This window comes from Sphingomonas glacialis, from assembly GCF_006439055.1.
Classification (GTDB): Bacteria; Pseudomonadota; Alphaproteobacteria; order Sphingomonadales; family Sphingomonadaceae; genus Sphingomonas; species Sphingomonas glacialis_A.
On record NZ_RCZC01000002.1, the window covers coordinates 220,359 to 234,445 of the forward strand.

A 14,087-nucleotide genomic window follows, 5' to 3' on the forward strand; every position below is an offset into this window, starting at 1 on the left:
CTTCTTTCGGAAATCGCGGGAGCCGAAGAAGAAGACCCTTCCCTGCCCCTCCCGCGAAGGCGGGAGGGGGAAGTCGAAAAGAAGGCGGGAGCACAATGACCAAACGCTACGACGCAGTGATCATCGGTGGTGGCCATAATGGCCTGGTCTGCGCCTTCTACCTCGCGCGGGCGGGGCTCAAGGTGCGTATCCTCGAGCGCCGCCATGTCGTCGGTGGCGCGGCGGTGACCGAGGAGTTCCACCCCGGCTTCCGGAATTCGACCGCGAGCTACACGGTCAGCCTGCTGCGCCCGAAGGTGATCGCCGACATGAAGTTGCACGACCGCGGCTTTCGCATCATCGAGCGGACGATCAGCAATTTTTTCCCTTTCCCCGACACCTATCTCACGCTCGGCGGCGGCACCGCGCGGACGCAGGCGCAGTTCGCGCGCTTCAGCCAGAAGGATGCCGACGCCTACCCGGCCTATGACGCTGCGCTGGAAAAGGTCGCGCAAGTGCTGCGTGATCTCGCGCTCAAGACCCCGCCCAATGTCGGCGGGGGCCTGCGCGCGCTGCTCGCCGGGGCGGCGCAGGGCTGGCCGGTCGCGAAGATGGGGATCGAGCAGCAACGCGACCTGCTCGACATCTTCACCAAATCGGCGCGCGATTTCCTCGGCGGCTGGTTCGAGGACGATCACGTCCAATCGGCCTTCGCGTTCGACGCCGTGGTCGGAAACTATGCCGGCGTCTCGACCCCGGGCAGCGCCTATGTCCTGCTCCATCATGTCTTTGGCGAGGTGAACGGCAAATATGGCGCGTGGGGCCATTCGGTCGGCGGCATGGGTGCGATCACACAGGCAATGGCGCACGCCTGCCTCGAAGCCGGCGTGGAGATCAGCCTCGATGCGCCCGTCGCCAAGCTGCTGACCGAGGGTGGCAAGGTCGCTGGCGTACGCCTCGAGTCGGGCGAAGAGGTCGCGGCCAAGACCGTCGCGGCCAATGTCGGCCCCGCCTTGCTCTATCGCCAGATGGTCGATTCCTCCGATCTACCGGCCGATTTCAACCGTCGGATCGCCGGTTTCAAGACCGGCAGCGGCACCTTCCGAATGAACGTCGCGCTGTCGGAGCTGCCCGATTTCAGCGTGCTGCGCGGCAAGGACAAGGCCGAGCATCATACCGCCGGGATCATCATCGCCCCCGGCATGGACTATATGGACCAGGCCTTTATCGACGCGCAGCAGCACGGCTGGTCGAAACAGCCGATCGTCGAGATGAAGCTGCCCACCACGGTCGACGACAGCCTCGCACCGCCCGGCCAGCACATCGCCAGCCTGTTCTGCCAGCAATTCGCGCCGACGCTGCCGGATGGCCGCTCCTGGGACGATGCCCGCGAGGAGGTGGCCGATCTGATCATCGACACCGTCACCGCGCATGCCCCCAACTTCAAGGCCAGCGTGATCGCGCGCCAGATCCATTCGCCGCTCGACCTCGAGCGCAAGTTCGGGTTGATCGGCGGCGACATCTTCCATGGGGCTATGGGGCTCGACCAGCTCTGGGCGGCGCGGCCGGTGCTCGGTCACGGCGACTATCGCGGGCCGATCAAGGGGCTCTATATGTGCGGATCGGGCACGCACCCGGGCGGCGGCGTCACCGGCGCACCGGGGCACAATGCCGCGCATGAAATCCTGCGCGACCGAAGTCTGGTTGGGCGGATGTTCGGATGAGGCCGCGTCCGGCTCAGGTCAGGCGATTGCGCAGGAAATAGAAGGGCAGCGCGGGCAGCATCAGCGCAAGGCTCAGCCCGATCGCCTCGAACCCCGCGCCCACCATCGCCCACGCGGCAAAGGCGAGCCCGAGCGCCGCCGCGATCGGGGCGACGCGCATCACCAGCGCCGTGAGGCACGCGCCGACATAGAGCCAGATCGTCGCCGCCGACGTCAACCGCAGCATGAAGTCGAGCAGGCCGCCCAGCGAACGCGTCGCGTTCGACAGGATGAGCAGGCTGGCAAGCGTACTCGAGACGAGCAGGATCGCGACGGGCACATCACGCGCATTGGTCCGGCCGATCCAGCGCGGCAGCAACCCGGCGCGCGCCATGCCGAGCGGAACCTCGCCCTGCACCAGCGTCCAGCCGTTGAGCGCACCGATCGCCGCGACGGCCGCGAAGCCCGCGGTGGCGAGCCCCGCCCCGGCGCCCCAATAGGTCGATACGAACAAGGCGAACGGCGCCTGCGCGTTTGCCACCGCCGCAGTCGGCAGCGCGAAGATGATCCCCGTGCACACGACGAGGTACAGCGTCCCCGTCAGCACCAGCCCGACCAGCATCGCGCGCACGATGGTCCGCGTCGGATCGCGCACACGCTCGGCAGCGACACTCGCTGCCTCGAACCCGACGAGCGCGTAGAAGGCGAAGGTCAGCGCAGGCGTCAGCCCGTGCCACGCGAAAGCCGGATGCTGCGCGATCGGACGCCCCGCCCCGCCCTGCCACACGATCCCGGCAAGGATCAGCACGATCGCGCCGAGCGGGACGAGCTTGAGCACCGTCGTGCCGATCTGAAACGCCCCGGCCAGCCGTGCGCCACCGAGATTGAGTAGCGTCATCAGCCAGATCAGCACGGTCGCCGAGAGGGCCTGCGCCAGCGTCGTCGCGCCGATCATCGGCGAGAATTGCGCGAGATAGCGCACTGCGGTGAGCGCGATGATGGCGTTGGCCGACCAGATCCCGATCCAGTAGCTCCACCCGACCAGCACGCCGCACAGCGGCCCGAGCCCATGCGCCGACATCGCGACGACCCCCGTCGCGTCGGGCATCGCCGCGGTCAGCCGCGCGAGCACCCAGGCGATCAGCATCGCGCCGCCGATACCGACGATCCACGCCGCGATACTCGTCCAGCCATACGGCGCGAGCTGCGCCGGCAAGACGAAGATGCCCGAACCGATCATCCCGCCGACCACCAAGGCGGTCGTGGTCCAGAAACCGAACGGGCGGCGCGACTCCGATTCGATGCTGAAGCTCCCTTCATCGACGAATGGAGCACGTTGCGGAGCCCGACACCAGTGCGCCGCATTCAGCGCGATCGCGACGTCTGAGAGGGCTTTGACGACGATCTACGGCCGAACCTACGGGAAAACCCCAATATCTGGCGCGCTGCGATTTGGGTTGATGCCGGCGACCGCTGCTTGTGCGGCGTTGATGGAGATAGACAATGGATCCGGGTGTCGTCGACCTGTCGCGGCTGCAATTCGCACTCACCGCGCTTTACCACTTCCTGTTCGTCCCGCTGACGCTCGGTCTCAGCTTCATGCTCGTCATCATGGAGGCGGTCTATGTGATGACCGACCGGCCGATCTGGCGCGTCATCACCCGTTTCTGGGGCAAGTTGTTCGCGATCAACTTCGTGCTCGGCGTCGCCACCGGGCTGACGATGGAATTCCAGTTCGGCACCAACTGGTCGTATTTCTCGCATTATGTCGGCGACATCTTCGGCGCGCCGCTCGCGATCGAAGGGCTGATGGCGTTCTTCCTCGAGGCGACCTTCGTCGGGCTGATGGTCTTCGGCTGGACCAAACTGTCGAAGCTCGCGCATCTCGGCGTGACCTTCATGGTCGCGCTCGGCACCAATCTCTCGGCCCTGTGGATCCTCGTCGCCAATGGCTGGATGCAGAATCCGGCGGGCGCGACTTTCAATCCCGAAACGATGCGGATGGAGGTCAGCAATTTCGGCGAAGTGCTGTTCAACCCGATCGCACAGGCCAAGTTCGTCCATACCGTGAGCGCGGGCTATGTCTGCGCCTCGGTGTTCGTGCTCGGCATCTCGGCGCTCTACCTGCTGCGTGGCAAATATGTCGGTGTGGCGAAGCGCTCGATGGCGGTCGCCGCGGCGTTCGGCCTTGCCTCGTCGCTGTCGGTCGTCGTGCTCGGCGACGAGAGCGGCTATGCGCTGACCGACAACCAGAAGATGAAGCTCGCCGCGATCGAGGCCGCCTGGCACACCGCCCCCGCCCCCGCCGGCATCACGCTGATCGGCCTGCCCGACGTCGCCGCGCGCACCACGCATTATGCGGTCGAGGTGCCATGGGTGCTCGGACTCATCGCCACGCGCAGCCTCGACAAGGAAGTCACCGGCATGTCCGAGCTCGTGCTCAAGGCACAGGAGCGGATCACCTCGGGCGTCGTCGCCTATGACGCGGTGCAGAAGCTCAAGACCGATCCGAACAACGTCCGCGAACGCGCCCGGTTCGAGGCGCATAAGCGCGACCTCGGCTATGCGTTGCTGCTGAAGGCGCATGTCGCCGATCCGCGCCAGGCGAGCCCCAGGCTGATCGCCGCGACGGCGTGGGACGTCGTCCCCAACGTGCCTTTGATGTTCTGGAGCTTCCGGACGATGGCGTTCATCGGCTTCTACATGATCGCGCTGTTCGCAACCGCCTTCGTGCTGGCGAGTCTTCGCCGCCACGACAGCACGCGCTGGTTCTTGCGCCTCGCGCTCTATTCGATCCCGCTGCCATGGGTCGCGATCGAGCTTGGCTGGATGCTCGCCGAAATCGGTCGCCAGCCCTGGGCGATCGACGGCGTGCTGCCGACCTTCCTCGCCACCTCTACGCTGAGCACCACGGCGCTCTGGACGACGATCGTCGGCTTCACGCTGCTCTACGGCGCGCTCGCGGTAATCGAAGTGCGGCTGATGATCGGGGCGATCCGCAAGGGGCCGTTCGAGCATGTCGATGATCCCGCGCCCGTGATCGCCATCGTCCCCGCTCTCCCCGTCGCCGCCTGAATCGAAAGGACGGACAATGTTCGACTATGAAATCCTGCGACTGATCTGGTGGACGCTGATGGGCGTCCTGCTGATCGGCTTCGCCGTCACCGATGGCTTCGATCTCGGTGTGGGCGCGCTGTTGCCGTTCGTCGCGCGCAGCGATGCCGAGCGGCGGATGGTGATCAACTCGGTCGGCCCGACCTGGGAGGGCAACCAGGTCTGGTTCATCACTGGTGGGGGCGCGATCTTCGCGGCGTGGCCGTTCGTCTATGCGGTGAGCTTTTCGGGCTTCTATCTGGCGATGTTCCTGTTGCTCGCGGCGCTGATCCTGCGTCCGGTCGGCTTCAAATATCGCTCGAAGCGCCCCGATGCGGCCTGGCGCAGCCGGTGGGACTGGGCGCTGTTCGTCGGCGGGTTCGTTCCTGCGCTCGTGTTCGGCGTCGCGGTCGGCAATGTCCTGCTGGGCGCGCCGTTCCGGCTCGATAGCGACCTGCGCTCGTTCTACGAGGGCAGTCTGCTCGGACTGTTCACGCCGTTCAGCCTGTTGTGCGGATTGCTGTCGGTCGCGATGCTCGTGCTCCACGGCGCGACCTGGCTGACCTTCAAGACCGAGCAGGGTGGGCCCGTCCACCAGCGCGCGCGGCGCTTCGGCGCCGTCGCCGCGATCCTGACGGTCGCGCTGTTTGCCGCCGGCGGCCTCTACGTCGCCTTTGGCGATATCGGCTATCACATGGTGTCCGCCGCCGATCCGCTCGGCCAGTCCAACCCGCTGCGCACCACGACCGAGCATGTCGCGGGCGCGTGGCTCGGCAATTACCGGCTCTACCCATGGATGCTGGTCGCGCCGGTGCTCGGCATAAGCGGCGCGGTACTGGCCTTGCTCGGCATTACGCTCGGCGCTGAGAAAAGCGCATTCGGCGGATCGGCGCTCGCGATCACCGGGATCATCTCCACGGTCGGGCTTGCGATGTTCCCCTATATCCTGCCCTCGAGCATCGATCCGCATTCGAGCCTGACGGTGTGGAACGCGTCTTCGACGCCGACGACGCTCGGGATCATGCTGTTCGTGACCGCGATCCTGCTGCCGATCGTGCTGCTCTACACGAGCTGGGCGTTCAAGGTGATGTGGGGCCGCGTCACCACCGCCGAAGTCGCCACCAACCCCGATTTCTACTGACCGCGAAAGGACCGAACGATGTGGTATTTCACCTGGGTATTGGGGCTTGGCCTCGCGGTTGGCTTCGGCATCCTCAACGGGATGTGGCATGAGTTCCATCTGCCGCCCGAAGACGAAGACGGCACGCCGCACGCGTGATGCAACCCTCCAGAAAAAAGGACCGCGGCCGATCGGAGCGATCGGCCGCGGTCCCCTGTCGCTGGCAGCGCGGGTCGGTCTCAGCGACCGCGCCGTCGATCGCGCAGCGCATCGTCGATCGCGACCGCCGCTACCGCGAGCAGGAAGACCAGGGCAGCGCCGACTGCGAGGTACAGGAAAGCCGTTTCCGCCATTGCGCATCTCCGATCGAGGGTGAGGTCGCCAATGTGCGCCCCGCGGCACGCATCAGCTTTGACCCGCGTCGAACCGGTGCGCGGCGATGAGCGCGGTCTGCGCCGATTGCGCGGTTCGCGACGCGAGCCTGTGCAGCAGCCTCGGCGATGATGCACTGCGCCAGCTCCACCGGATCGGTCGACGCCAGCGGGTCGCACGCGGCGAGACGATGCTGTGGGCGGGTTCGGACAGCCTCGTCTGCGCGACCTTGCTGTCGGGCGTCCTCAAGCTCAGCGCGGCGACCAGCGACGGGCGCGAGCAGATCGTCGGACTGCACTTTCCCAGCGACTTTATCGGCCGGCTCTATGCCGACACGATCCCGTTCACCGTGTCGGCATTGACCGATGCCGAACTGTGCGTCGTCCCGCGCGATCGCTTCGAGGCAATGCTCACGACCAACGGCGAGATGGAACGGTTGTTGCTGAAGCGCACCTTCGCGACGCTCGACGCGACGCGTGCGCGGCTGCTGATCCTGTCGCGCAACACCGCGGCGGAGAAGGTGGCGGGCTTCGTGCTCAGCATGGCCGAACGCGCCCGCGGGATCAGTGATTTTCAGGCGCTGCCCGGTGGGCCCGTGACCTTCGAACTGCCGCTGACGCGCGGGCAGATCGCAGACGTGCTCGGGCTGACGATCGAAACCGTCAGCCGACAGCTTACCAAGCTCCGCCACGCAGGCGTGTTGGCGTTGCCCGGCGTGCGCAGCGTGACGATCCGCGACGCGGCGGCGCTGCGTCATTGTGCCGGGCTCGACTAAGCCTCAGCCGGCGCCCGCGGCGAGACGCTGCGTCAGCACCGCGCGCGCCGCCGGGGTCAAGCGATCCCCGGCGAGCGCCAGCAGCGCAAGCTCCTCGAACGCCATTGCCTGGCGGCACCCCTGGAAGAAGCAGCGCAGCATATAGCCGAACGCCTCTGGACACAGCGTCGCGCCGGCATCGGGTTGCAGCGCCGCGACGATGTCTTCGGACTGCGCGAGACAGGCGGAGTGCCCCGCGGTAATCTGCCCGATCAACGTATGGCACAGCGGCTGCGCCAGCGAGCCGGCGAACACCCGCGTAAACAGCCGCTCCTCCCGCACGACATGCCGCCCGAGCGCAACGCGCAGGTCGGCGCGCAACGCGTCGGCTTCGCGTGGCGACGGACGCTGCGGCAACCAGTCGGCATGCTGCTCGAGCCGATCGCACAACCGATCGAGCGCGGCGTGGTCGGACACCAGTCCCACCACGTCGATCTCGTCGATGACGTGCCAGCGCATCGGCTTCGCCACAGGGTGGGTCCAAGGCTCCGCGTGCGCGCCCGGCGTTGCGCCCGACGGGCTCATAGCCGGACGCCGAGCCCGATGCCGAACACCAGCGGGTCGATGCTCGTATTGACGCGGTTGACCAGCGCGCCGGTCGTCAGCCGCGCCTTGGTGTCGATGTCGATATATTTGACGTCGAGATTGGCGAAGACGCGCTTGGTGATGTCGAAATCGAGCCCCGCCTGCAGCGCATAGCCGAAGCTGTTCTTCAGATGGACATCGGTATCGCCGATCGCCGCCTTGAGCGCGCTGCTCGCCTTGCTCGAATAGAAGATCGTGTAGTTCGCCCCGACCCCGACATAGGGGCGGATCTTCGCGTGCGGCAGGAAATGATATTGCACGGTGAGCGTCGGTGGCAGCACCCAGGTGCTCGCGACGTGATCGACGCCCGACAAGGCCGCACGCCCTTGCAGCTGGTGCTTAGTGGTGGCGAGGATCAGCTCGGTGCCGATATGGTCGCTGATCATATAGGTGAAATCGAGCTCGGGCGCGTAGCTGTCGGTCACCCCGATCCGCGCCGAGGGGAAGCTCGGCTGGACCCCGCCCGAACTTTCGTTGGGCGAGACCATGATCGCCCGGACGCGGACCAGAACGTCGCCCTTTTCCTGCGCGAGGGCCGGCACGGCGCTGCACAATGCGGCGAGGCCGAGCAGCGGAGCGGCGAGTGTGGGGATGCGCATTGGGGTTCTCCTGGTGAAACGATGCGCCGGGCCTAGACCGGCGCGGCGCAACGCCCTTTGATCCCGCGCAAACTCGGTCGCGCGGCGATTTGACCTGGGTCAAAGGCGCGCGCGGCGCGATTTGGCAGGACGGCGCCATGCCCAGCTATTTGCCCGATCTCGCGACCCAATCGGTCCCGCGCTACACCAGTTACCCGACCGCGGCGGAATTCCACGACGGCGTCGGCCCCGCCGAGCAGCGCGCCGCGCTCGCGGCGATCGCGCCGGGAGCACCGGTCTCGCTCTACCTCCACATCCCCTATTGCCACGAGATCTGCTGGTATTGCGGATGCAACACCGGCGCGATCGGTCGCGCCGACCGGTTGAGCGCCTATCGCACAGCGCTCGAGCAGGAGATCGATACCGTCGCGGCGGCGCTGCGCGGGCGGGTGAGCGCGATCCATTTCGGCGGGGGGAGCCCGAACGCGCTCGACCCTGCAGACTTCGTCGCGCTCGTCGCGCGGCTGCGCGACCGCTTCGATTGTGGCGATACGCTCGAGATCGCGGCCGAGCTCGATCCGCGCACGCTCGACGCGCGCTATGCCGCCGCGCTTGCGCAGGCTGGGGTGACGCGGGTCAGCCTCGGCGTGCAGAGCTTCGACGCCGCAACACAGGCGCGGATCAACCGCCACCAGCCGCTCGATCTCGTCCGCCGCGTGGTCGGCGAGCTCCGCGCCGCGGGGATCGCGCGGATCAATTTCGACCTGCTCTATGGCCTGCCGGGACAAGACCTCGAAGGCGTCGCCGCGACCATCGCCGCCGCGCTGACGATGGCGCCCGACCGGGTCGCCTTGTTCGGCTATGCCCATATGCCGCGGCTCCTGCCGCGCCAACGGATGATCGATGCGGCGAGCCTGCCGGACGGCGCGGCCCGCTTCGCGCAGGCGATGCTCGGGAACGCGCTGTTCGTCGCGGCGGGGTATCGCGCAATCGGGTTCGACCATTTCGCGCGCCCCGACGACAGCCTCGCTTACGCCGCCGCCGAGCGACGCCTGCGACGTAATTTCCAGGGCTTCACCGACGAAACCGCCACCGCGATCATCGGGCTCGGCGCGTCGGCGATCAGCCAATATGCCGGGCTGCTCGTGCAGAACGAGAAGCATGTCGGGCGCTATCGGCTGCGTGCCGCCAATGGCGGGCTTGCTGGCGTCCGCGGCATCGCCCGCTCGGCCGACGATCGCCTGCGCGGCGCGGTGATCGAGCGGCTGCTGTGCGACGAAACGGTCGATCTGGCCGAGATCGCGGCACAACACGCGACGCCGGTCGCGCCGCTCGCCGCCGCGCTGCCCGATCTCGCGCCACTCGCGGAGCGCGGCCTGGTGCGGATCAGCGGCACTCGCCTCACGCTCCTGCCCGCCGGACGGCCTTATGGTCGGATCGTCGCCGCATATTTCGATCGCTATCGCGCCCCGCAGGCGCAGCGGTTCAGCCGCGCGATATGAGCCGCTCGCCGTCCGTAGACATCCCGATGGGGGCCGGCAGGCCCCTGTCCTACCCTTTGCTCCGACACCCGCCAAGGACGCCGAAATGAAGACCATCCTGCTGCTCGCCCACGACGATTCGGGACAGGAAGCCCGCTTCCAGGCGGCGGTCGATATCGTCCGCGCGGTCGACGGTCATCTCACCTGCCTGGACGTCGCGATCCTGCCGGCGATGATCGCCTCGGATCATGTCGGCGACATCGGCGCGGCGTCGTTGCTCGCCGACGAGGTCGCCCGCGAAAGCGCCAATCGGACGCATCTCGAATTCCGGCTGATGCACGAAGACGTGGCGTGGGACTGGATCGAGGCGACCGGCGCGATCGGCCAATGCCTGCGGAGCGCGGCGGAGCGCGCCGATCTGATCGTCGTCAGCCGCCAGCTCGACGATTTCCCGCTGCCCGACATGCGCGGTGCAGCCAGCGCGCTGATCATCAAGTCTGGCAAACCGCTGCTCGCAGTGCCACCCGATCTCGCCCGTTTCGACCACACCAGCGCAGTGATCGCGTGGGACGGATCGGTCTTCGCTGCGGCGGCGCTACGCGCGGCGGTCCCGCTGTTGGGCTTCGCCGAACAGGTGACGATCCTCCAGATCGGGGCGGCCGCGAGCGACGCCCCGGCAGAGGACGCAGCCGCTTATCTGGCGCGCTACGGTATCCCGGCGACCGTCGAACACCAGCCGTACGGCGAGACCCGCGTCGCCGACCAGATCGTCGAGCGGGCACTGGCGATCGGCGCGGGCTATATCGTGATGGGCGGCTTCGGCCATCTGCGCTTCGTCGAGGCGCTGTTCGGCGGGACGACGCGGGCGCTGCTGGCACACAGCCCGCTACCGCTGTTCCTCGCGCATTGAGCGGTGCCTGGCGGCAGTTACGCCATGCTCTTGACGCGATCGCGGCCGCCGCGCTTCGCCTCGTACAAGGCACTGTCGGCACGCCGCATCGCCGAGGCGAGCGAACCATATTCGCGAACGACCGCCAATCCGCACGAGAAGGTCAGCCCGTCGCCACCGCGACGGCCGATCACGTCGCGCTGCAGCGAGGCGCGCAGCCGTTCGACGATCTCGGTCGCCTCGTCGAGCGCGGTATCGGGCAGCAGGATCGCGAACTCCTCGCCCCCCCAGCGCGCGGGAAGATCCGAGCGCCGCAGCTCGGTCTGCAGCCGCTTGGCGAACTCGACCAGCACGCGATCGCCCTCGTCATGGCCGTAGCGATCGTTGACCGCCTTGAAATGATCGAGGTCGAGCACCGCGACGACCGAATTGCGCTCCTCACGCAGCAGCGGTGCGATCGCGTCCATGAAGCCGCGGCGATTGCGGAGCCCCGTCAACAGGTCCTTTTCGGCGGCTTCGGCGAGACGTGCGACCCGCTTATGGGTTTCGGCGGATGCGCGAGCGACCGAGGCGAGCAAGGCGCCGACCAGATCGTCACCCCCCGACGGCACCGCAGAGACCGGCTCCCCGCGTTGCAGCGATTGGAGCAACGCGGTCGCGTGCGCGACCGGGGCGAGCAGCCCGCGAATCGCCGCGATCGCCGAGACCGTGCCGACCAGGGTCGCGACCAGCAGCGCGGTGAACAGCCGCCAGTCCCATCGCGCCAGCGCCAGTTCGGCCACGCAAAAGACGATGATCGGCAGATGCACCGCACCAAAGCAGATGCTGAACATCCGGAACTGGAAATTCCGCGGAAACAGGAATCGCGTCGCTTGATAAAACCGCATGCCCGTCCTTAAGCAACCTCATCCCAAGATCGGCGCTATTGGTTTGCGCTTTCCCAAACGTTAACGAACCGGTCGATACCGACGGCCGGTCGCCAAACCCCAGGGTCAGCGCGATGGTTCCAGCGAAACCGCTTCGGCCGCTTAATAGACGACGACGCTGCGGATACTTTCGCCGGCGTGCATAAGATCGAAACCCTTATTGATCTCCTCGAGGCTGAGGACATGCGTGATCATCGGGTCGATCTCGATCTTGCCGTTCATGTACCAATCGACGATCTTCGGAACATCGGTGCGTCCCTTCGCCCCACCGAACGCCGTCCCGCGCCAATTGCGCCCGGTGACGAGCTGGAACGGGCGCGTGCTGATCTCCTTGCCCGCCTCGGCGACGCCGATGATGATCGAGGTGCCCCAGCCGCGATGGCACGCCTCGAGCGCCTGCCGCATCACCGTCGTGTTGCCGGTGCAATCGAAGGTATAGTCGGCCCCGCCATCGGTCAGCGCGACGAGATGCGCGACGAGATCGCCGACGTCCTTCGGGTTGACGAAGTGCGTCATGCCGAACTTGCGGCCCCATTCCTCGCGGTCCGGGTTGATGTCGACCCCGACGATCATGTTGGCGCCCGCCATCCGCGCACCCTGCAGCACGTTGAGACCGATGCCGCCGAGGCCGAACACGATGATGTTGTCGCCGACCTGGACTTTTGCGGTGTTGACCACCGCGCCGACACCCGTCGTCACGCCGCAGCCGATATAGCAGCTCGTCTTGAACGGCGCGTCCTCGCGGATCTTCGCGACCGCGATCTCGGGCAGCACGGTGAAGTTCGAGAAGGTCGAGCAGCCCATGTAATGGAAGATCGTCTCGCCCTTGTACGAAAAGCGCGAGGTGCCGTCGGGCATCAGCCCCTTGCCTTGCGTCGCGCGGATCGCGGTGCACAGGTTGGTCTTGCCGCTGAGGCACGACTTACATTGGCGGCACTCGGGGGTGTAGAGCGGGATGACATGGTCGCCCGGCTTAACCGAGGTGACGCCCGGCCCGACCTCGCGCACGATCCCTGCCCCTTCATGGCCGAGCACGCTCGGGAACAGCCCCTCGCTGTCGAGCCCGTCGAGCGTATAGGCGTCGGTGTGGCAGATCCCCGTCGCCATGATCTCGACCAGCACTTCGCCCGCCTTGGGGCCTTCGAGGTCGAGCTCGACGATCTCGAGCGGTTGCTTGGCGGCAAAGGCGACGGCGGCGCGGGTTTTCATGGGGGCACTCCTTCAGGCGATCGCCAATCCCTTACGGCGGTGTCCCGAGGCGTCAACCGCCGCCGGATCAGGCGGTGTCGCGCCGCGGCATGCCGCGCAGCAGCAGCGCCACGCCGAGCGTCGCCACGCCGAGCATCCCGATCACCCCCGGCACATCGCTGCCGAGCGCGATCATCGCGGTCGCGACGATCACCACCACCACGGTCACGAGCGAATTGGCGATGTTGTTCGCAGCGATCACGCGCGAGCGCTCGGCGGGCGGCGTCGTGGTCGAGAGGATCGCGTAGAGCGGCACGATGAACATCCCGCCCGCAAACGAAATCCCGGCGAGCCCGATCAGGATATGCCAGCTCCCCGCCGCGGCAAAGAAGCGCGCGATGTCGAGCCCCGCCGCGCGCACCTGGAAGCCGTGCGTCGAGGCCCACAGGTCGATCATGCACGCGCCCATCAACGCAGCCGATAGCGGGACGTAGCGCGCCGACACTTCGCCGCGCAGCAGGCGGTTGACCGTCAGCGAGCCCGCCGCGATCGCAGTCGAGAAGACGAGCAGGAACAACGTCACCACCGCCTTCGATCCGCCCAATGTGCCGCTCACCAGCGGCGCGAATTCGGAGACGAGCACCGCGCCCGCGGCGAAGAACCAGCTGATCCCGAGGATCGACAGGACCACCGCGCGGTCGCGGCTGGCGGTCCGGATGATGTCGGCAGTTCCCTTGAAGACGTTCCAGTCGATGTGGTGAAGGCGGCCGCTCGGCGGTGCGGGCGGTATGGCGAGGCTGGCGAGGAAGCCGACGCACGCGAGCGCGGTCGCCGCCACCCCCGCCTCCCACGGCGCCAGCACGCCGGCGAGCAACTGCCCACCGAGGATCGCAAGGAAGGTCCCCGCCTCGATCAGCCCGGTCGCGCCCATCATTTCGTGATGCCCGAGATGCTGCGGCAGGATCGAGTATTTGACGGGACCGAAGATCGTCGAGTGCAGCCCCATCAGGAACAGGCAGACGAGCAGGATCGCGATCGACCCGATCGCGAAGCCGAGCAAGGCAACCGCCATGATCGCAATCTCGGCGGCCTTCACCCAGCGGATCAGGATGCGCTTGTCGATCGCGTCGGCGGTCTGCCCGCCGATCGCCGAGAACAGGAAATAGGGAAGGATGAAGATGCCGGTCGACACCGTCGCCAGCATCTCGCCGCTCAGCGCGGTGTGGTGCGCGCCGAAATTGGCAAGGAACAGCAGAGCGAACTTGAGCACATTGTCGTTGAACGCGCCGAGGAACTGGACGACGAACAACGGCGCGAAGCGGCGCTTGGTGAGCAGCGAAAAATCGGGCGAGGCCATCG

At 67.0% G+C, this 14,087-nt stretch carries 13 protein-coding genes; 7 read left to right on the top strand and 6 right to left on the bottom strand.

Features of this window, described 5'->3' with window-relative positions; all coding sequences use genetic code 11:
* Positions 1-95: 95 nt before the first annotated feature.
* Positions 96-1,703, top strand: coding sequence for a phytoene desaturase family protein (locus EAH76_RS04855; RefSeq protein ID WP_140848774.1), 1,608 nt, complete (start codon positions 96-98; stop codon positions 1,701-1,703).
* 13 nt (positions 1,704-1,716) lie between these two features.
* Here the strand turns inward: EAH76_RS04855 and EAH76_RS04860 are convergent, their stop codons facing one another.
* A complete protein-coding gene (locus tag EAH76_RS04860; RefSeq protein ID WP_347233102.1) occupies positions 1,717-3,087 on the bottom strand; it encodes an APC family permease in 1,371 nt (456 codons plus the stop codon).
* Between the two features lie 98 nt (positions 3,088-3,185).
* Here EAH76_RS04860 and EAH76_RS04865 point away from each other — a divergent pair, with 98 nt between their 5' ends.
* The 4 genes from EAH76_RS04865 to EAH76_RS04880 all read left to right on the top strand — a co-directional run bounded on the left by EAH76_RS04865 (position 3,186) and on the right by EAH76_RS04880 (position 7,042).
* The gene (locus tag EAH76_RS04865; RefSeq protein WP_140848778.1) at positions 3,186-4,757 is read left to right on the top strand and encodes a cytochrome ubiquinol oxidase subunit I; all 1,572 of its coding nucleotides are present in this window, start codon (positions 3,186-3,188) and stop codon (positions 4,755-4,757) included.
* 16 nt (positions 4,758-4,773) lie between these two features.
* Positions 4,774-5,916 carry a cytochrome d ubiquinol oxidase subunit II gene (gene cydB / locus EAH76_RS04870; RefSeq protein WP_140848780.1) on the top strand — a complete coding sequence of 381 codons (1,143 nt, stop codon included), beginning with the start codon at positions 4,774-4,776 and terminating at the stop codon, positions 5,914-5,916.
* 18 nt (positions 5,917-5,934) lie between these two features.
* Positions 5,935-6,054: a cytochrome bd-I oxidase subunit CydX gene (gene cydX / locus EAH76_RS04875; protein ID WP_140848782.1), complete on the top strand. Its 120-nt coding sequence runs from the start codon at positions 5,935-5,937 to the stop codon at positions 6,052-6,054.
* 280 nt (positions 6,055-6,334) lie between these two features.
* Entirely contained in the window at positions 6,335-7,042 is a 708-nt protein-coding gene (locus EAH76_RS04880; RefSeq protein WP_140848784.1) for a Crp/Fnr family transcriptional regulator, read from the top strand.
* 3 nt (positions 7,043-7,045) lie between these two features.
* Here EAH76_RS04880 and EAH76_RS04885 read toward each other — a convergent pair whose 3' ends face one another.
* Entirely contained in the window at positions 7,046-7,552 is a 507-nt protein-coding gene (locus EAH76_RS04885) for a hemerythrin domain-containing protein (protein WP_140848786.1), read from the bottom strand.
* 50 nt (positions 7,553-7,602) lie between these two features.
* Positions 7,603-8,265, bottom strand: a complete 663-nt coding sequence (locus EAH76_RS04890) for an OmpW/AlkL family protein (protein WP_140848788.1) — start codon at positions 8,263-8,265, stop codon at positions 7,603-7,605.
* Between the two features lie 137 nt (positions 8,266-8,402).
* On the opposite strand from EAH76_RS04890, the gene hemN reads away from it, so the two are divergent.
* Both hemN and EAH76_RS04900 read left to right on the top strand, forming a co-directional pair.
* The gene (gene hemN / locus EAH76_RS04895; protein WP_140848790.1) at positions 8,403-9,746 is read left to right on the top strand and encodes an oxygen-independent coproporphyrinogen III oxidase; all 1,344 of its coding nucleotides are present in this window, start codon (positions 8,403-8,405) and stop codon (positions 9,744-9,746) included.
* Between the two features lie 85 nt (positions 9,747-9,831).
* A complete protein-coding gene (locus tag EAH76_RS04900; protein ID WP_140848792.1) occupies positions 9,832-10,635 on the top strand; it encodes a universal stress protein in 804 nt (267 codons plus the stop codon).
* A gap of 17 nt (positions 10,636-10,652) precedes the next feature.
* Here the strand turns inward: EAH76_RS04900 and EAH76_RS04905 are convergent, their stop codons facing one another.
* From EAH76_RS04905 to EAH76_RS04915, 3 genes are all read right to left on the bottom strand, one after another.
* Positions 10,653-11,501, bottom strand: a complete 849-nt coding sequence (locus tag EAH76_RS04905) for a GGDEF domain-containing protein (protein ID WP_140848793.1) — start codon at positions 11,499-11,501, stop codon at positions 10,653-10,655.
* Positions 11,502-11,642: 141 nt separating this feature from the next.
* Positions 11,643-12,749: an S-(hydroxymethyl)glutathione dehydrogenase/class III alcohol dehydrogenase gene (locus tag EAH76_RS04910; protein ID WP_140848795.1), complete on the bottom strand. Its 1,107-nt coding sequence runs from the start codon at positions 12,747-12,749 to the stop codon at positions 11,643-11,645.
* 67 nt (positions 12,750-12,816) lie between these two features.
* Positions 12,817-14,085: an MFS transporter gene (locus tag EAH76_RS04915; protein ID WP_241659561.1), complete on the bottom strand. Its 1,269-nt coding sequence runs from the start codon at positions 14,083-14,085 to the stop codon at positions 12,817-12,819.
* Positions 14,086-14,087 lie beyond the last annotated feature (2 nt).

Excerpts from the sequence above, each read along its gene's own strand:
- EAH76_RS04855 (WP_140848774.1), top strand. The coding sequence starts at position 96 with ATGACCAAACGCTACGACGCAGTGATCATCGGTGGTGGCCATAATGGC.
- EAH76_RS04865 (WP_140848778.1), top strand. The coding sequence starts at position 3,186 with ATGGATCCGGGTGTCGTCGACCTGTCGCGGCTGCAATTCGCACTCACC.
- cydB (WP_140848780.1), top strand. The coding sequence starts at position 4,774 with ATGTTCGACTATGAAATCCTGCGACTGATCTGGTGGACGCTGATGGGC.
- cydX (WP_140848782.1), top strand. The coding sequence starts at position 5,935 with ATGTGGTATTTCACCTGGGTATTGGGGCTTGGCCTCGCGGTTGGCTTC.
- EAH76_RS04880 (WP_140848784.1), top strand. The coding sequence starts at position 6,335 with ATGAGCGCGGTCTGCGCCGATTGCGCGGTTCGCGACGCGAGCCTGTGC.
- EAH76_RS04890 (WP_140848788.1), bottom strand. The coding sequence starts at position 8,265 with ATGCGCATCCCCACACTCGCCGCTCCGCTGCTCGGCCTCGCCGCATTG.
- hemN (WP_140848790.1), top strand. The coding sequence starts at position 8,403 with ATGCCCAGCTATTTGCCCGATCTCGCGACCCAATCGGTCCCGCGCTAC.
- EAH76_RS04900 (WP_140848792.1), top strand. The coding sequence starts at position 9,832 with ATGAAGACCATCCTGCTGCTCGCCCACGACGATTCGGGACAGGAAGCC.
- EAH76_RS04905 (WP_140848793.1), bottom strand. The coding sequence starts at position 11,501 with ATGCGGTTTTATCAAGCGACGCGATTCCTGTTTCCGCGGAATTTCCAG.
- EAH76_RS04910 (WP_140848795.1), bottom strand. The coding sequence starts at position 12,749 with ATGAAAACCCGCGCCGCCGTCGCCTTTGCCGCCAAGCAACCGCTCGAG.
- EAH76_RS04915 (WP_241659561.1), bottom strand. The coding sequence starts at position 14,085 with ATGGCCTCGCCCGATTTTTCGCTGCTCACCAAGCGCCGCTTCGCGCCG.